This is a genomic window from Larkinella arboricola (assembly GCF_003259745.1).
Taxonomy (GTDB): domain Bacteria; phylum Bacteroidota; class Bacteroidia; order Cytophagales; family Spirosomataceae; genus Larkinella; species Larkinella arboricola.
Map to the genome: position 1 here is coordinate 1,536,057 of NZ_QLMC01000001.1, position 16,875 is coordinate 1,552,931.

A 16,875-nucleotide genomic window follows, 5' to 3' on the forward strand; every position below is an offset into this window, starting at 1 on the left:
ACCATGAACCGAAACAGCGAAGATCAACCGTGGGAAGACCGGTTTAGGAAATTGAAAAAACTCGACCGCGCTCAGCCCCGGCCTTACTTTTATACCCGTTTGGAGGCCCGGTTAAAAGCCCGAATCGAGCAGTCGGAAGCCGCGGCCGTGTTGCCGTGGTGGCTGCAAAAACCGGCCTACGCCCTCGGGACGCTCGGCTTGCTGATTGCCATGAACGTTGCCGTGGCGCTTTGGCAAAACCGTCCTGCCGTGCCGGAAACCGACCCCGGTACCTACGAGGCTTTTGTGCAGGATTATCAGTTGAACCACCAAAACGCTTTTGTCGATGAATGATCAAAAACGCTACCGACTGCTGGTTGGGATCATTGTCGCCCTGATTCTGCTGAACGCCGGACTCATGGCCTGGATGTGGTTTGGACCCGGGCGCCACCGGGAGGGGCGCGGAGATGGGCGAACCTACCTATCCAAAACCCTGGGGCTGTCGGACGAACAGCGGACGGTCTACCGGGCGATGCGCCAGAAGCATTTCCAAACCATCCGGCCCCTGCTGGATTCACTGCGGCAGGAACGCCGACGTTTTTTTGCGCTGGTTGACGATTCGACGCAGACCGATGGGCAACTGATGCTGCGGGCCCGCCAACTCGAAGAAAAAAACGCCCGGCTGGACGTGCTGACCTTACGGCATTTTCAGCAGGTGAGCGCCCTGTGTACGCCCGAGCAACGGAACAAACTCAAACAGGTGCTGGCCGAACGACCCGGTTTTGGCTCATTTGGCCGAACCGGCTGGCCGGGCCGACACCGGCCTGATTCGAGCCAGCGGGACCGTTCCGAAAAATAATCACTTTTTTTCGTCGGCAGCCGCAGGGTTTCCGCCGAATTGACATCTAAAGAAAACAACTAAACAAGTGAACTCCATGAAAAAAGTAATGTGTGTAGCCCTGATGCTGGCGGGATTGACGGTTTTTGAAAGCAACGCCCAGAATGGACCGGGCGGTGGTCGGGGACGGATGCAGGGAATGACGCAGGTGGAAGAAAGCGCCCTGCCCGCACCAGTGATGACTTACGTGAAGGATAAATATCCCGGCCTGACGGTTCGCCGGATTATGAAGGATAAGGAAGATAACTACATGCTGGTTGTTGCCGCAGACACCACGCGCAGGATTGTCGTTTTCGATTCCAAAGGTACCTTCAAAGAAGAACGGGCCATGCGGGGCCGCCGGGGAGGACCGGGGGGTAACAATTCAAACAAATAAGCCCGGTAAACCGTATTGGGTGTAATCCTCGTGTTAGGATGACGCTTCATCAACCATCTCGCCCGTTCGCCGATCCGCCAGTGCAGCCCAGACCGTTTCACTGGCGGACGGTGTCAATAGAATCCGCCCATTTTCATCCATTGAACAAATGAATGCAGGATTGTTACTTCGATTTTTCTTTGCACACGCGCGCCGGTATCGGTCTCGGGTGTCTCTGCTTTTTAGTGTATGGCTGGTTTCGGCCACGAGCCTGTTTGCCCAAACCAGCCAGTTGACCGGTAAATTTGTCGATTCCAACCAGAACGTGCTGGTCGGTGTGCCGGTTATCCTGACCTCGCAGCAGGATACGACGCAGAAGCAATACATGGTGACGGATACGAGTGGAGCCTTTACGTTTCTGAATCTCAGCCCGCAGGCATACCGCGTGAAAGCCACCTACCTGGGTTTTCAGGATTACGACAAGGTGATAACCCTTACGCAGGATGTGCAGGATCTGGGTGCCATCACGCTGGTCGAGGATGCCAAAACACTGAAGGAGGTTGTGATTAAGGGCCAGATTCCGCCCGCGCAGCAGAAAGGTGACACACTTCAGTTGAATGCCGAAGCGTTTAAGGTAACGCGCGATGCCACAACGGAGGACCTGATCAAGAAAATGCCGGGCATCACCGTCGAAAACGGGACCGTAAAAGCCCAGGGTGAGGATGTGCAGCAGGTGCTGGTCGACGGAAAAATCTTCTTCGGTGACGACCCCAATATTGCCCTCCGGAACCTGCCCGCCGAAGTAGTCGATAAAATTGAGATATTCGACCGCATGAGCGATCAGGCCCAGTTTACCGGTTTTAACGACGGCAACACCTCCAAAACCATCAATATCGTGACGCGGGGCGACCGCCAGAACGGTGTTTTTGGCCGCGTTTTCGGTGGTTACGGAACCAACGATACCTACTCGGCGGGTGGTAATGTCAACCTGTTTAACGGCGCCCGGCGGCTTTCTATCGTCGGGCTGAGCAACAACATCAATCAGCAAAACTTCTCCGCCCAGGATCTGACCGGCGTTGCCAGCGGTGGGGGAGGTGGTGGTTTCGGTGGAGGAGGACGCGGTGGCGGTGGCCGTGGAGGAGGAGGTGGTGGCCGCGGAGGGGGCGGTGGTGGCAATTTTGGCGGTGGCGGAGGGGCTGACAACTTCCTGGTGGGACAGCAGAGCGGGATCAACAAAACCAACTCCATTGGTCTGAACTTCTCCGACGACTGGGGCAAACACCTCACGTTCCGGGGCAGCTATTTTTTCAACAACAGCACCAACAACAACGCCCAGACGGTATTCCGGCGGTATACGCTGGCCGAGAATGCCAGCCAGAATTACTTTGAAAACAGCATTTCGCGAAGTGAGAATTTCAACCACCGGCTGGATTTTCGGCTCGAATACACGATCAATTCCAACAACTCGCTGCTGATTACGCCCCGGCTGCGCTGGCAGAACAACAACTCGTCGAGCCGGGTGCAGGGCGTTACCTATCTGGCCGCCGATAGTACCTCCGACAATCCGTCGCTGGGGAACAACTTCAATCCCATTTTGCCGCCCGACAGCCTGTTGCTAAACCGGACCAATACCGATTACATGAACCGGGTGCGGGCGTTTAATTTCAGCAACAACATCCTGTTCCGGCACCGGTTTGCCAAACGCGGTCGGTCGCTTTCGCTGAACTTCGGAACCCAGATCGGTACGCAGAACAGCGAACGCGACCAGTTGTCGTTAAACGAATATTTTACGGGAACCAAGCCGGATTTGCGTCTCGACCAATTAACGACGAACAATACGCCAAGTTACCAGTATTCGCTCAATGCGGCTTTTACGGAACCGTTAAGCAAACTGAGTCAATTACAGATTAACTACACAACGACCTACCGCTACAGCGACGCCAACAAGCGGACCAACCGGTATAACCCCCTCACGCAGCGTTACGATCAATTGGATTCGCTGCTGTCGAACACCTTTCAGAACGATTACCTGACGAACCAGGCCGGGGTTGGTTACAATTACCGGTCGCCGAAAATGGGCCTGAACGTGAACATGAACTTTCAGCGGGCCGATCTCATCAGCGATCAGCTCTTTCCGCTGGACAACGACGTGCGGGCGCATTTCAACAACCTGCTGCCGTCGGCCATGCTCGACATCAAACTCTCGACCGACAGCCGGATTCGGATGTTTTACCGCACCAACACCCAGGCGCCGGGCGTAACGCAGCTTCAGAACGTTCTCGATAACTCGAATCCGTTGTTCCTGACGCTGGGTAATCCGGACCTGAAGCAGTCGTACAGCCACAACGTTTCGGCCCGCTACCAGCTAACCAAACCGGTAAAAGGCCGTAGCTTGTTTGTGTTTGTTAACGTCAGTTCCACCAACAATTACATCGGAAATTCGACGCTGATCAGCAACGGAACGGCGACGTTGCCCGATGGCACGACGTTGGGGCAGGGCGTACAGTTGACGCGTCCGGTCAACCTGAGCGGTTTGTGGAGCCTGCGTTCGTTCGTGACTTATAGCACCCCCCTTAAGTTTATTAAGAGTAACATTAGCATCAATGCCGGTAACAATTACAGCAGTTCGCCGAGTCTGATCAATGGGCTGATTAACAATGCCAACACCACCACCTGGTCGCAGGGCGTGAATCTGAGCAGCAACATCAGCCAGAATCTGGATTTCTCGTTCTCGTATTCGGGTAATTTCAACGATGTAAAATATTCGCTTCAGCCCGAGAACAACAACCGGTATTATTTTCAGGCCCTGAGCGGGCGTCTGAACTGGATTTTTGGGCCGGGGCTGGTGTTGCAATCCGACATTTCCAATCAGAAATACACCGGTTTTAACGGCAGTATCAATCAGCAATATACCCTCTGGAATGCCGCCTTGGGCAAGAAATTCCTGAAAGACCGGCGGGGCGAATTGAAGGTGTCGGTTTTTGATATTCTGAAACAGAACAACAGCCTGAACGTCACGCAGACCGATACGTACGTCGAAAATAGCCGGGCGCAGGTGCTGCAACGGTATTTTATGCTGACGTTTACCTACAACCTGCGTCAGTTTAAAGCGTCGGCATCTCCTTCGCGCGGCAACGACCGGCCCGATGGACAGAACTGGCGCCAGGGTGGAGGAGGCCGCTTCCCCGGTGGGGGTCGACCGCCGGGACCGGGTCCGGGAAATAATTGAGGGATAAACCCAAAAAAAGAAAGCCAGACGACGCGAGTCACCTGGCTTTTTTTATCGCTCAATAAACGGTTATTTTTACAAATCGGCTACCTTTCACAGTAGCCCCGGTTATCAGCGACTTACTGAAGATAAAACGCGCCCGGGGGCAAATTGTTTTCAATACCGTATTTTTTTTCAACCTGTACCCGACTACGCATGCGTGAGATAGTTTTGCTGGGGCTGACCCTGCTGCTGGGAATGGCGTTGCTGGCTACGCTGGCCCAACGGCTGCGCATTCCGACGCCTATTTTTCTGGTCCTTGGCGGTCTGCTGGTCAGCCTGATTCCGGGCGTGCCGCCTATCAGCATCGAGCCTGAACTTATTTTTCTGGTTTTTCTGCCGCCGTTGCTCTACGAAGCCGCCTGGTTTATGTCCTGGCGTGAACTCTGGCGCTGGCGACGCATCGTGCTGGTGATGGCGTTTGGGCTGGTGATTCTGACGGCCACCGCCGTCGCCTACGCTTCGGTCGCGTTCATCCCCGGTTTTACGCTGGCGGTGGGCTTTTTGCTGGGCGGTATTGTGTCGCCCCCGGATGCGGTAGCGGCCAGTTCGGTGCTTAAAGATGTGGACGCACCCAAAAGTACCCTCAATATTCTGGAGGGAGAAAGCCTGATTAATGACGCGTCGAGCCTGATTGTGTTCCGGTTTGCCCTGTCAACCATCACGTCGGGCGTATTTGTCTGGCAGGAGGTAGCGGTTGATTTTGTGCTGGTTACTATCATGGGCGGGCTGATTGGGCTGGCAGTGGCCGGTATTTTCTACGCCATTCACCGCTGGATTCCGATGCAACCGCGCATCACCATTCTGCTGACGTTTCTTGGCCCGTACATCATGTACATGACGGCGGAACATTTTCATTATTCGGGCGTCATTGCCGTGATGGCCGGAGGGTTGTTTCTGTCCAATCACAGCCATCGCATCCTCAATCATACCGAACGGGTACAGGGGCTGTCGATGTGGGCAACGGTTATTTTTATCATCAACGGGCTGGTGTTTGTGCTGATCGGCCTGGAACTGTCCGTTGTGGTGCAGGAACTGGATGGCTACTCCGTGCCCGACGCCATTTTTTACGGTCTGATCATTTCGGGGGTGCTTATTGTGGTCCGGATGGTATTTGCGCTGATGGCAGCCGGCTGGACCCGGATCGCCGGTCGGTTCATTACCGTCGCTGTCCGGAATGCCGGGTGGCGGGGGCCGCTGGTGGTGGGCTGGGCGGGTATGCGGGGCGTGGTTTCGCTGGCGGCTGCCTTATCGATACCGCTCAATCTGCCCGGTGGCGAACTCTTTCCGCACCGGTCGCTGATTCTGTTCATCACGTTTGTGGTCATTCTGGTGACGCTGGTGTTTCAGGGGCTTACCCTGCCTATGGTGATTCGGTGGTTACACCCTAAAGAACTCTTTCCACGGATGCCCGAAGAACAGCAGGAAGCAATCATCCACCGCCAGTTGCAGGAAGTCGCCCTGCGGGAACTTCGCCGACGGTTTGACGGACAGGTGGACGATAACGTGTTGCTGACGAGTCTGAAAAACCGTCTGGAAAGTGAACTGAAACTGAACCAGGTCATTGCTGCCGACCGGGACGGACCCACTATGGCGCGTTACCACGAAGCGCGGGTGGGCCTGAGCGCGGCCAAACGGCAGGAGCTGGAACGGTTGCGGAGACAGGAGGATTTTGATGAGGACGTGGTCCGGAAAATAGAAGCGCAGCTAGACCTGGAAGAAGAGAGATACGATCATTTGATTCGGTAATTTCTACTTCTGGAAAATCATGACGTGCTGCTGGGGAAGTTTATTATACACACTTTTCAGCGACAACCCGACGGCTTTCATTTCCTTCGTCGCCTGGGCAATGCTCATTTTATGGTGCGGTTTGATGGGCACGTTCGGGTCCTCGGCCCGGTATTCAACCAGCACCACCCGCCCGCCCGGTCTGAGCGCCCGAACAATGTTGGTCATCATTTCGCGCGGGTGCGAAAACTCGTGGTAGGCGTCAATCAGGATGGCCAGATCAACACCGTTGGCGGGCAGTTTCGGATCGGTAATGGTGCCCAGAACGGCTTGGACGTTTGTTAGGCCGGTTTTCTTTCTGGTTTGATTCAGGTCGTTAATCATTTCTGGCTCAATATCCACCGCCAGGACTTTGCCCTTCGGAACTTTCGGGGCCATCAGAAAGGTAAAATACCCGGTTCCCGCGCCTACATCGGCCACCACGTCCGTCGGTTTCAGGTTGATGGCTTCCAGCAGCAGGTCGGTGCGTTCTTCCTGTTCGCGCTCCGGGCGGTTGAGCCAGGCGGCTCCCAGATGCCCCATGACCTGCGAGATTTCCCGTCCCATGTACGTTTTGCCAATCCCGTCGTAAGAGGCTTTCCGGTATTGATACACCCCTTTGGAGGGTTCCGTAACCGGAGCCGTTTGCTGGCCCAAAACCATACTGCAAAAGGAATTAACGAACAGAAACAGGGCAGGAACTGACCAGAACGGCTTTTTCATATCAGAGCAGAAAACGTTTAAGGCTTGAACAAGCGGCCAGCGAAAGTGTTTAGAGGGTATTATTCCACCATTCGCTCTTGTTTATGAACCTCATTTTGCACTTACTACTGGATGCCGCCGTCATCTTCGGTCTGGCGTATTTGATGCCCCAGGTTGACGTTAAAAGTTTCGGCACGGCTTTATTAATTGCGGTTATTCTGGCGGTCCTTAACTTTCTGGTGGGCTGGCTTATCCGATTCCCGCTCAATCTGGTAACCTTCTTCCTGCTGACCGGAATCGTTCGGATTGTGGTCACGGCTATCCTGCTGAAACTCATCGACAAGATGATGGGCAGTTTCACGATTGCCGGCTTCTGGCCCGCCCTGGTCATTGCCATCGCGGTGGCCGTTGTCGGTGGCTTAGTGGATGGTGCGCTGGCTCCTTCTGAGGAAGTCATTGAACACCGTCAGCAGGAGGTCATGTTGCTTTCTCCGGCGGTGGAACTTGCTTCCCGTCGGTAAGAAATTAAACCGTATAGAAGTTAAAAAGCCGTCAGCATTTCACTGGCGGCTTTTTTCATAACCAGACGGATGGGTCAGTCGATGATGTTCAACGTAACCTCAATGTTGCCACGGGTGGCGTTGGAGTAGGGGCAAACCTCGTGCGCTTTCTGCACCAGTTCCTCCGCTTTGGACCGTTCCACACCGGGAATCTGCACGTCCAGCGCCACCGCCAGACCGAATCCGCCCGCGTCGTTTTTACCAATGCTGACCTGGGCCGTTACGCTGGTGGTGCCCGCTTCAACTTTCTGCGTGCGGATAATCAGGCTCAGGGCACTGTCGAAACAGGCCGCGTAACCCGCTGCAAACAGGGTTTCGGGGTTGAGGTAGGTGCCGCTGGGGCCGCCCATTTCTTTCGGTACGCGGACGTCGGCGTCCAGGGCTCCATCGTGTGATTTAACGTGGCCGCTGCGGCCTCCGGTTGCGGTGGCTTTCGCCGTATATACTTTATCCATGCTTAAAAAAGAAGCAACCACCGGTTTGGGCGGTCGCCAATGGTTTTCAAGACAACTAGCGCGGGTTCGGAATGGTTATAAACGGCGGCTTATTCTGCTTTCCGGATGTAATGGTTGCCGTTCCTGTTTCTGATCGCCGACGGTGTAGGGCTTGCGGCCGCCCGACCGGTTTCGGGTGGTTTAATCCGGTCCGTTTACGGGGTTTGTCGAATCGGGTTGCGGAAACTTTCGGAAGTTGGGAAGGTTACAGCAAGAGAGGAATTTTTTTTGCCTTCTTTTTTGTAATTTGCCTGTAATGATTTTCGATAACCACAACCGCCCCATTACCTACCTCCGTCTGGCCGTGACCGACCGCTGCAACCTGCGGTGTTTTTACTGCATGCCGGAGGAGGGGATCAGGTACCTGCCCAAACACCAGTTGCTGACGTACGAGGAGATGGAGCGGCTGGTGCGCGTGCTGGCGCGGCTGGGCGTGTCGAAAATCCGGATTACGGGCGGAGAACCGTTTGTGCGCAATGGCCTGATGGACTTTCTCTGGCGGCTGAAAGCCACTGAAGGGGTTGACGAACTGCACATTACGACCAACGGTGTGCTGACTCAACCGCTCATTCCGGAACTCGTCCGGATGGGCATTGGCTCGGTCAACCTGAGCATCGACACCCTCGACCGCGAACGGTTCCGGCTGATTACCCGGCGTGATGAATTACCCGCCGTTCGCGGAACGCTGGATGCCTTGCTGGCGCACGATGTGCCGGTGAAGCTGAATGCCGTCGTAATGGAAGGCAAAAATACCGAAGACATTCCGCTGCTGGCCGAACTCACCCGCCATCATCCCGTCGATGTCCGGTTTATCGAAGAAATGCCGTTCAACGGTGAAGGGAGTCATTATCCGGTGTTGAACTGGAATCATCGGCGGATTTTGCAGGAATTACAAACGCTGTATCCGGACCTGAAACGCCAGCCCGATTCGCCTTTTTCTACGTCAACGACCTATCAGGTTCCGGGTTATCAGGGAACCATCGGCATCATTGCGGCTTTTACGCGGACCTTCTGCGGCACCTGCAACCGCATTCGTCTGACCGCGCAGGGAACGCTCAAAACCTGTCTGTACGACAACGGCGTGCTCGATGTGCGGGCGTTGCTTCGTTCCGGTGCAGATGATGCTGAATTAACGGCTGCTTTTCTGAAAGCTTTTGCTCACCGGCCCAAAAATGGCTTTGAAGCCGAACACCAACGCGGCCCGGTGACCGAATCCATGTCGACGATTGGGGGTTAATTTTCGTCGGAAATTCTTGTCCGATTGGGGACGTTCCATTGTCCGTAAAGGGACAGTTTCTGGGGCAGACGAAACAAAAAAGCCGCTCTCTGGCTCAGCAATGCGTTATTCTTCGAACTGGCACCAGATTTGACCGACCAGATTAGCTGTTGTTCTGACCCCAGCTCCATTCCTAATATGATTCGTAATTACGTTAAAATAGCCTGGCGGAATCTGGTGCGAAACCGTGTGTTTTCGGCCATCAACATCGTCGGTCTGGCCATCGGTCTGGCAACCTGCCTGCTGATCAGCTTGTTTGTGCTGGATGAACTGAGTTTCGACCGCTTTCACGCAAAATCGGACCGCATTGTTCGTGTTGTTTTTCGGGGAACGGTGCAGGGCGGAAAAATGAACGAAGCGCACGTGATGCCGCCCGTGGCCCGGACGCTCCAGGCCGATTACCCCGAAGTGCAGGAAGCCACGCGGTTGCGTCATGGCGGTATGCCCCAGTTTCTGATCGGCGACAACCTGTTTAACGAAGAAAGCATGGCGTTTGCCGATTCCAATTTCTTTCAGGTCTTTAGCTTTCCGCTGTTGCAGGGTAACCCAAAAACCGCGTTGAGCCGGCCCAATACCGTTGTGCTGACCAAACCAACCGCCCTGAAGATGTTCGGGCGTGACAATGCGCTGGGGAAAACCGTTCAGGTGAAAGGCAGCAATGTCCCCTTGACCGTTACGGGCGTGATGGACGAGATTCCCGCAAATTCGCATTTCCATTTCGATGTGTTTACCTCAATGGCGAGTTTGGCCGAGTCCAAATCACCCTCCTGGATGACGTCCGAATTTTTTACGTACCTGGTGTTGCCGAAAGGCTACGATTACAGGCAACTGGAAGCGAAGCTGCCGCAGGTGGTCGAGAAGTACATGGGGCCGCAGATCGAGACGGCTTTTGGGATGAAATACGCGCAGTTCCGCCAGAAGGGCAACGACATCGGGCTGTTTCTGCAACCGCTGACGGCTATTCACCTTCACTCGGATTCGCCGTACGACCTGGAGCCAGCCGGTAATATCCAATACGTTTATCTGTTCAGTGCCGTGGCCCTGTTTGTGTTGCTGATTGCCAGCATCAACTTTATGAATCTTTCAACGGCCGGGGCTTCCAAGCGGGCCAAAGAGGTGGGCATCCGGAAAGTAATGGGTTCACTGCGGCTGGAACTGACCTTTCAATTTCTGATTGAGTCGCTGCTGCTGACGGCTATCGCGTTGGGCGTGGCCCTGGCACTGGTTTATGCCGCCTTACCGCTTTTCAACAGCTTATCCGGCAAAACACTGACATTTAGCTTTGTCGATGCGCCCTGGCTGTTGCCGGGTCTGCTGCTGTTTGGTGTTTTTGTAGGTGTATTGGCGGGGAGTTATCCGGCCTTTTTTCTGGCGTCGTTCAAACCCGTTGCGGTCCTGAAAGGGCGATTTACTTTCGGTAAAAGTACCATTAGCCTGCGCAGTGGTCTGGTGGTTTTCCAATTTTTTATTGCCATTCTGCTGATGGTCGGAACGACGGTGGTTTACCGGCAACTGGATTATATTCAGAATAAAAAGCTGGGGTACGACAAAGATCAGGTGCTGGTGTTGTCGAACACCTGGGCGCTGGGCCCGAAAGAAGAGATTTTCCGGGATTTGCTTTTGCAGGACCCGCGCGTGGTGAACGTCAGCCATTCCGGTTATTTACCCGCCGGGCCGAGCAACAACAACAACTTTTTTGTTTACCCCGACAACCATTCGACCCAACTGGTGAAGACGCTGCGCTACGATGTCGATTACAACTACATTCCGACACTGGGGATGGAAGTGGTGGCCGGGCGGAATTTCTCCAAATCGTTCGGAACCGATTCAACCGGGGTGATCCTCAACGAGGCAGCCGCTAAAGCGTTTGGCTGGAAGGCAAATGCAATCGGTCGTACCATTACACGGCCTGACAGGGAAGGGACCAAGGCGACTTATCAGGTGGTCGGCGTTGTGAAAGATTTTCATTTCCGGTCGCTGCACGAGCGGATTACGCCCCTGGTGATGGTATTGGCAAAGGCCCCGGGCACGATGATCGTGAAAGTAAAAACCCGGGAGGTTTCCGGCCTGCTGGCTTCCATTAAAAAGCGGTGGTCCGATTTCGGAGCCGATCAGCCGTTTTCATATTCCTTTCTGGATGAGCGGTTTATGAAAACGTACGAGTCGGAACAGCGGATTGGCCAGATTCTCCGTATTTTCTCCGGCCTGACCATCTTTGTCGCCTGTCTGGGTTTGCTCGGTCTGGCTACCTTTACGGCTGAACAACGCACCAAGGAGATCGGGGTTCGTAAGGTGCTGGGCGCTTCGGTGGGCAGCATTGTCGGGCTGCTGTCCAAAGAGTTTGTCAAGCTGGTGCTGATTGCCCTTGTGCTGGCGTCGCCCGTTGCCTGGTACGCGATGGACAAATGGCTGCAGGCGTTTGAGTATAAAATTGCCGTTAGCTGGTGGATGTTTGCCCTGGCGGGTGTTCTGGCCATTGCCGTGGCCCTGCTGACAATCAGTTTCCAGTCCATCAAAGCCGCCCTGATCAACCCGGTCCATAGCTTGCGGGGCGAATAAGAATTTAGACGAAGACACTAGAAGAAAGAAAGACCCAAAGCCGTTAGGTCACCACCGGCTTTGGGTCTTGTTGTACTTAGCGGATTACGCTAATTTGAAAACCATAACCACCGGGGTTGTCTCTCCGTCGGCCACGGCCTGGATTCGCAGGTAGGTTGTATCGCCAACCTGATCCAGCCGGAATGATTTTGCGCCTAAAATATACTTCACAAATTTAATTTCATCAGGCTGGGTAAGACCGGAGCCATTTCCACCAAACCGGGTCGTATGACCACTGACCCTGTTAAATGCTTTCCAGTCAGTGATGGAGTTATATAAGGGGTCGTCTACCATAACGGAAACGAAATAACCTGCTCCAATCAGACCACCATCCAGAACCCAGGAGTTTTGCGTTGGAGACGGATTACGGACCGTCATTCCAAACTGAGTAGAGGGGGTGATTGCAGAAAGAGCAAGCGGGTCCAGAGGACCTTCCTGATACCCCAGAAAAGTATAAACAGAATTTGTGCGATCACCCTGGCTGCCGATTAAAGCGTCGATAGGCCGGAAGGATGGCGTGGCTGGAAGGTGATCCTGCATGCAGGAGAAATTAATCAGCAAAAAAAGAATTACTAGACAAAAAGGTTGTAGCGTTTGTTTCATCGTTGTTAAACGGCAATGAGTAAGTGGTTGATTTGTAGAGGGTAATATTCAATTATTGGATTATTAAACCGGAAAGATAATAAATTGCGGAATTGTCATGTGAGCCTAAAACTAACATTCTATAAACAGGACCACCACGGCCTGACCGACTCACTCATTATCTGGATCAATAAAACCTCCCGGCTTGGCTGATGCAGATGCTTCCCTGGACCAGTTGCTTGAGAAACCGGCGGGGTGTCATGCCCAGGTAATAGTTGAAATCTTTAATCAGGTGGCTGTGATCGTGGTAGCCAAACCGCAACACCAGATCGAGCCAGTCCGGCGTCGGTGGATAATGCTGCGTCAGAAAACCCAGGACCTTTCGAAACCGGATAAACCGGGTCAGCTCCTTGGCTGAATAACCCAGGTGGGTCTGAAACCGAAGTTGAATACTGCGGGGCGAAACCTGTTGCGTTTGGGCCAGCGCCTTGACCGGATCGACGGCTGCGTCCCGGAAATAGGGAAGACTCTCCATCAGCGATTCGGAAACGGCATCAAAAGGCGCTATGAAGGTCAGTATATAGTCGTTGAGCAAGTCGATTCGGTCGGTCAGTTGGGGCGTGTGGGCCAGGCGTTCCCACAGGTCACGAAAGCAGGTGTTGTTGAGCAGTACGTCCGGGTCGTGCAGGTCACCGGCCCTGAGTTGCTGCATCGAAACGCCCAGCAACCGGTAAAAACCGTCGAGCGTGAAGTTGACGACGATCAAATCCGCGCCCGCCGGAAGCTCGTACGTCATCCGTTTTTGCAGCGGACCCAGCACGGCGGTCTGGCCGATGATGTAATCCGCATCACCCAGCGAAATCGGAATGCCCGGCCCGAAATTGAACGCCAGCAGCATTTCGTAGTTGGGCATCAGGTGCAGCGTTACCGGCTGTTCTTCCCGCGTTAGCTGCACGCTGTAATAATGGCTGAATACCGTCACCAGTTGTTTGTCGGCATCGATTAACTGACTGTTCATGCTCGAAAGAAACCGAATCAGAGCCGTAAAAAAAAGCCCGGTCGGAGTAACCGGGCCGGGCTTTCTTAGAATCTTGTGTGGACGTTACGCGTGTTGTCCCTGATGAACCCCTTCCCGAATTTCTTCAATCATCTTGCGGTTGAACGCCGGAATGTCGTCCGGTTTCCGGCTGGTCACCAGACCCTGATCCGTCACCACTTCCTGATCAACCCAATTGGCTCCGGCATTCCGGAGGTCGGTTTGAATGGACGGATAGGAGGTCAGCGTACGGCCCTGTACCACACCGGCTTCAATCAACATGATCGGGGCATGGCAAATGGCGGCAACGGGTTTATGTTCTTCAAAGAAATGCCTGACAAACTCGACGGCTTTCTTTTCCATTCGCAGCTTATCGGGGTTGAGCACACCACCGGGCAGCAGCAGGGCGTCGTAACTATAGGCGTCGGCGTCATCCAGAATCACATCAACCGGAAACGATTGGCCCCAGTCGGTCATATCCCAGGCGCGTACGGTTCCTTCTTTGGGTGCAATTACGTGCGTTTCCGCGCCGGCTTCCTGGAGAGCCTTGCGGGGTTCCGTCATTTCGACTTGCTCAAAGCCGTCGGTCAGCAGAATCGCCACTTTCTTTCCCTTCAATTTTTGCTGATTTTCCATGATTTCGTTGAGAATTGGTACTCTATTCGTAACGCTGGAAAACCGGGAAGGTTTATTCTTTTTTGAAATTCATACCGCTGAAAACGAGCGTATCGACCTTACCTGAAGAGTCAAGGATGAACCGGGCCAGCGCCTTCCCGGCCCAGGCTTTTTTGAACGGGCCGTAAAAGGTGTCATAATGCCAGTGGCCTAGCGTTGCATTCATCGCGTTGTCGTTGATGTTGAAAATCAGCCGGTTGTCCGTAACCGTAACCTCGGCTTTTCCGTACAGCGGACTAGTGTACTTCCCGGTATAGTCCTTCAGCGGGAGAGTGGGAGACGTGTCCGCAACACGGTTTTTCTGGAATTCCTGCGTGGCCTTTTTTCCGGCTTCCCGGATTCCGGCATACAGCGTTTTGATCTCGGTGTTCCAGTCGCGGTTGCCACCCAGGGCAAAGAAATCGAACGTTTTGTAGAGCAGCGCGTGCCGCACTTCGGCGTAGTTGTAATTACAGAAAACATACACGCCCAGTTTTTCGTCGGGCAACTGCCCCGTAATGGCCGTCAGCCCCGTCAGACTACCCGTGTGGAAATTGATTTTGTGTCCCCGGTAATCGTGCTGATACCAGCCCAGACCGTAGGTGAGCCAGTTGGGTTTCAGGATTTGCATGGTGGCGTATTCGTCGAGGGGAACCATCGTCTGCGGTTTGAAAATTTCCGCCCAGGTAGCCGGTTTCAGCAAACGCCCGCCGTTGTATTTGCCGCTGTCGAGCATACAAATCACCCACTTACTCATGTCATCGACGCACGACCAGACTGCGCCTGCCGACCCGATTTCGCTGTCCGCGCCGTAGTCGATCACCCGGATGGTGTCGTTGATGGCCACGTGCGGTTTGGTCATGTTGGTGCTTTTGCTGAGGCCGCGTTTGGGGGCGGTCTGGGTCATGCCCAGCGGATTGAAAATCCGTTCCTGCATCATTGTCGACCACGGTTTGCCATAAAGCCGTTCGATGATCCGGCCAGCCGCCGAGTACATGATGTTCTGGTAAACAAAGCCGCCCCGGATCGGATAACTCGGTTTGACGTATACCATCCGCCGAAACATTTCATTGGCCGGAATGGTCATGGCGCCGGTAAAGAAATCCGTGCCGCCAACGCCCGTGTTGTGGGTGAGCAGGTCACGAACGCGAATGTCGCGGGTGGCCGCCGGGTCGTAAAGTTGCAGTTCGGGCAGGTACTTATACACCGGATCATCCCACGACAGCCTGCCTTCATCGACCAGCATCCCCATCAATGCAGCGGTCATGGCTTTGGTCGTGGAGGCACAGGCAAACTGCGTCTGCGTATCGACGGCATTTGTTGTCCCCAATTCCCGCACACCGTAGCCTTTCTTGAAAATTACCTGATTATCCTTAACCACTGTAATGGCCAGGCCGGGTACTTCCCATTCTTTCCGAACTTTCTCCACGTATGCGTCAAATTCCTGTAGTTGTCTGGCCGTCAGTTTTTTCTGCGCGAACGAGGGCAAGATGCTCAGACAAAGAAAAGTGAGAAGTAGGTGCTTCATCGATTTTAAGTCAGTAGGTTAGGTGGGTGTACCCCGGTATATCGGATACAGTCCGGGGACTAGCGCGAACTCAACGCCCTGCGGGAGCCATTACCGGTGGCTGAAAAAGAAAATAGTCGTATACCGTGCGGCTCAGGTGGGCAATGGTTTGCTCCCGCTCGGCCAGCGGCTGGGCTGAAGATGTGATAAAAACCGCAATGGCGATGTGCCCCGCGTCGCCCGGTAGCGTAATGATGCCCACGTCGTCGGTAGCGCTGGAATTCAGTGAGCCCGTTTTGTGAGCGACTACGGTTTCGGGCGGCAGGAAACCCTTAATGCGCGCCAAACCGCCCCGACAGCGTTCCATCACGGCCAGCAGCAAATCGCGGTTTTCGGGTTTGAGGGCTTTCGCCTGATAAATCTGGGTCAGCAAATTCACCATGGCTTCGGGTGTTGAGGTGTCGCGGGGGTCCTGTTCGAGTTTCAGAGCCGCAGCCCGGCGGGATTCCGGAGTTGTCGTTTCGCTCAGTTTATCATAAAATCCGACGGTCCACTGCTCGACGGGTGGCAAGGTAACGCCCTGTAAATCCGCGATCAACTGGACAATCGTGCGGTCGACCGACATGCCTTCAATGCCCAGGGTTTTCAGCCGTGCCCGAACCGGTTCGACGCCACCCACCAGATTCAGCAAGATGTCTGTGGCCGAGTTGTCGCTGATAACCATCATCAGTTCGAGCAGGTTTTCCACCGAAAGATGAACGCCCGGTTTGGCAAACAAGGTTTCGAGCGTGCCGCTGCCCGGGTGCAGGTCCGACGGTTTCAGCTCAACCATTGTTCGCAGCGAGAGTTCACCTTTTTCAATTTTATTAAACAGTTCAACGGCAATGGCGACTTTCACGGTGCTGGCCATCGGAAACTTCTCCTGCACATTCAGGCTGATTCGCTGGCCAGATTCAAGGTGAACCGCGCAAAGGCCGACTTTACCTTTGGCGAGTTTGGCAATGCGCTCCAGTTCCTGATTCAGCCGCTGTTCAGCGATGTTTAAAACCGGCTGCGTCGGAGTCTGGACGGGTTGGCTTTTACTTTTTTTTGACTGGCTAAAAGCAGTCGTACTGAATAAGAGTACTGTCCAGAGAACCAGCAGGTTGACGGCAAGGTGTACAGGTTTTTTCATGGTTACCAGTGGTGGGGTTACAAGA

Annotated in this window: 15 protein-coding genes; 8 read left to right on the forward strand and 7 right to left on the reverse strand. The window is 54.2% G+C overall.

Annotation, left to right across the window (positions count from 1 at the left end):
- The first annotated feature begins 3 nt into the window (after positions 1-3).
- The 5 genes from LX87_RS06055 (at position 4) to LX87_RS06075 (ending at position 6,249) form a co-directional block, all read left to right on the forward strand.
- Positions 4-333: a hypothetical protein gene (locus LX87_RS06055; protein ID WP_111627233.1), complete on the forward strand. Its 330-nt coding sequence runs from the start codon at positions 4-6 to the stop codon at positions 331-333.
- Positions 326-838: a Spy/CpxP family protein refolding chaperone gene (locus LX87_RS06060; RefSeq protein WP_111627234.1), complete on the forward strand. Its 513-nt coding sequence runs from the start codon at positions 326-328 to the stop codon at positions 836-838. The genes LX87_RS06055 and LX87_RS06060 overlap by 8 nt, the downstream gene beginning before the upstream one ends.
- Positions 839-914: 76 nt before the next feature.
- Positions 915-1,253 carry a hypothetical protein gene (locus LX87_RS06065; RefSeq protein ID WP_111627235.1) on the forward strand — a complete coding sequence of 113 codons (339 nt, stop codon included), beginning with the start codon at positions 915-917 and terminating at the stop codon, positions 1,251-1,253.
- A gap of 148 nt (positions 1,254-1,401) precedes the next feature.
- Positions 1,402-4,461 (forward strand): TonB-dependent receptor, encoded by a 3,060-nt coding sequence (locus LX87_RS06070; RefSeq protein ID WP_111627236.1) that lies wholly within the window; start codon positions 1,402-1,404, stop codon positions 4,459-4,461.
- A gap of 195 nt (positions 4,462-4,656) precedes the next feature.
- The gene (locus LX87_RS06075; RefSeq protein ID WP_111627237.1) at positions 4,657-6,249 is read left to right on the forward strand and encodes a Na+/H+ antiporter; all 1,593 of its coding nucleotides are present in this window, start codon (positions 4,657-4,659) and stop codon (positions 6,247-6,249) included.
- 3 nt (positions 6,250-6,252) lie between these two features.
- Here LX87_RS06075 and LX87_RS06080 read toward each other — a convergent pair whose 3' ends face one another.
- The gene (locus LX87_RS06080) at positions 6,253-6,990 is read right to left on the reverse strand and encodes a class I SAM-dependent methyltransferase (RefSeq protein WP_111627238.1); all 738 of its coding nucleotides are present in this window, start codon (positions 6,988-6,990) and stop codon (positions 6,253-6,255) included.
- Positions 6,991-7,073: 83 nt separating this feature from the next.
- Between LX87_RS06080 and LX87_RS06085 the strand changes: the two genes are divergently transcribed.
- Positions 7,074-7,490, forward strand: coding sequence for a phage holin family protein (locus tag LX87_RS06085; RefSeq protein WP_111627510.1), 417 nt, complete (start codon positions 7,074-7,076; stop codon positions 7,488-7,490).
- Between the two features lie 74 nt (positions 7,491-7,564).
- Here the strand turns inward: LX87_RS06085 and LX87_RS06090 are convergent, their stop codons facing one another.
- Complete coding sequence (locus tag LX87_RS06090; RefSeq protein ID WP_111627239.1) at positions 7,565-7,984, reverse strand: organic hydroperoxide resistance protein; 420 nt, start codon at positions 7,982-7,984, stop codon at positions 7,565-7,567.
- A 295-nt stretch (positions 7,985-8,279) separates the two neighbouring features.
- Between LX87_RS06090 and moaA the strand changes: the two genes are divergently transcribed.
- Together moaA and LX87_RS06100 are read left to right on the forward strand one after the other, a co-directional pair.
- Entirely contained in the window at positions 8,280-9,260 is a 981-nt protein-coding gene (gene moaA / locus LX87_RS06095; RefSeq protein ID WP_111627240.1) for a GTP 3',8-cyclase MoaA, read from the forward strand.
- A 177-nt stretch (positions 9,261-9,437) separates the two neighbouring features.
- A complete protein-coding gene (locus tag LX87_RS06100; protein WP_111627241.1) occupies positions 9,438-11,858 on the forward strand; it encodes an ABC transporter permease in 2,421 nt (806 codons plus the stop codon).
- A gap of 84 nt (positions 11,859-11,942) precedes the next feature.
- Here the strand turns inward: LX87_RS06100 and LX87_RS06105 are convergent, their stop codons facing one another.
- From LX87_RS06105 to bla, 5 genes are all read right to left on the reverse strand, one after another.
- Positions 11,943-12,437 (reverse strand): hypothetical protein, encoded by a 495-nt coding sequence (locus LX87_RS06105; RefSeq protein ID WP_146624434.1) that lies wholly within the window; start codon positions 12,435-12,437, stop codon positions 11,943-11,945.
- 229 nt (positions 12,438-12,666) lie between these two features.
- Positions 12,667-13,497 (reverse strand): helix-turn-helix domain-containing protein, encoded by an 831-nt coding sequence (locus LX87_RS06110; protein WP_111627243.1) that lies wholly within the window; start codon positions 13,495-13,497, stop codon positions 12,667-12,669.
- An 84-nt stretch (positions 13,498-13,581) separates the two neighbouring features.
- Positions 13,582-14,151 (reverse strand): type 1 glutamine amidotransferase domain-containing protein, encoded by a 570-nt coding sequence (locus LX87_RS06115; protein ID WP_111627244.1) that lies wholly within the window; start codon positions 14,149-14,151, stop codon positions 13,582-13,584.
- A 52-nt stretch (positions 14,152-14,203) separates the two neighbouring features.
- The gene (locus tag LX87_RS06120) at positions 14,204-15,697 is read right to left on the reverse strand and encodes a serine hydrolase (RefSeq protein ID WP_111627245.1); all 1,494 of its coding nucleotides are present in this window, start codon (positions 15,695-15,697) and stop codon (positions 14,204-14,206) included.
- Between the two features lie 70 nt (positions 15,698-15,767).
- Positions 15,768-16,850, reverse strand: coding sequence for a class A beta-lactamase (bla, locus tag LX87_RS06125; RefSeq protein WP_111627246.1), 1,083 nt, complete (start codon positions 16,848-16,850; stop codon positions 15,768-15,770).
- Positions 16,851-16,875 lie beyond the last annotated feature (25 nt).

What these genes read in the sequence shown, in the direction of transcription:
- LX87_RS06080 (WP_111627238.1), bottom strand. Translation starts at nt 6,990, where the DNA reads ATGAAAAAGCCGTTCTGGTCAGTTCCTGCCCTGTTTCTGTTCGTTAAT.
- LX87_RS06105 (WP_146624434.1), bottom strand. Translation starts at nt 12,437, where the DNA reads ATGCAGGATCACCTTCCAGCCACGCCATCCTTCCGGCCTATCGACGCT.
- LX87_RS06075 (WP_111627237.1), top strand. Translation starts at nt 4,657, where the DNA reads ATGCGTGAGATAGTTTTGCTGGGGCTGACCCTGCTGCTGGGAATGGCG.
- LX87_RS06115 (WP_111627244.1), bottom strand. Translation starts at nt 14,151, where the DNA reads ATGGAAAATCAGCAAAAATTGAAGGGAAAGAAAGTGGCGATTCTGCTG.
- LX87_RS06120 (WP_111627245.1), bottom strand. Translation starts at nt 15,697, where the DNA reads ATGAAGCACCTACTTCTCACTTTTCTTTGTCTGAGCATCTTGCCCTCG.
- LX87_RS06085 (WP_111627510.1), top strand. Translation starts at nt 7,074, where the DNA reads ATGAACCTCATTTTGCACTTACTACTGGATGCCGCCGTCATCTTCGGT.
- LX87_RS06110 (WP_111627243.1), bottom strand. Translation starts at nt 13,497, where the DNA reads ATGAACAGTCAGTTAATCGATGCCGACAAACAACTGGTGACGGTATTC.
- LX87_RS06065 (WP_111627235.1), top strand. Translation starts at nt 915, where the DNA reads ATGAAAAAAGTAATGTGTGTAGCCCTGATGCTGGCGGGATTGACGGTT.
- bla (WP_111627246.1), bottom strand. Translation starts at nt 16,850, where the DNA reads ATGAAAAAACCTGTACACCTTGCCGTCAACCTGCTGGTTCTCTGGACA.
- LX87_RS06090 (WP_111627239.1), bottom strand. Translation starts at nt 7,984, where the DNA reads ATGGATAAAGTATATACGGCGAAAGCCACCGCAACCGGAGGCCGCAGC.
- LX87_RS06100 (WP_111627241.1), top strand. Translation starts at nt 9,438, where the DNA reads ATGATTCGTAATTACGTTAAAATAGCCTGGCGGAATCTGGTGCGAAAC.
- moaA (WP_111627240.1), top strand. Translation starts at nt 8,280, where the DNA reads ATGATTTTCGATAACCACAACCGCCCCATTACCTACCTCCGTCTGGCC.
- LX87_RS06070 (WP_111627236.1), top strand. Translation starts at nt 1,402, where the DNA reads ATGAATGCAGGATTGTTACTTCGATTTTTCTTTGCACACGCGCGCCGG.
- LX87_RS06060 (WP_111627234.1), top strand. Translation starts at nt 326, where the DNA reads ATGAATGATCAAAAACGCTACCGACTGCTGGTTGGGATCATTGTCGCC.
- LX87_RS06055 (WP_111627233.1), top strand. Translation starts at nt 4, where the DNA reads ATGAACCGAAACAGCGAAGATCAACCGTGGGAAGACCGGTTTAGGAAA.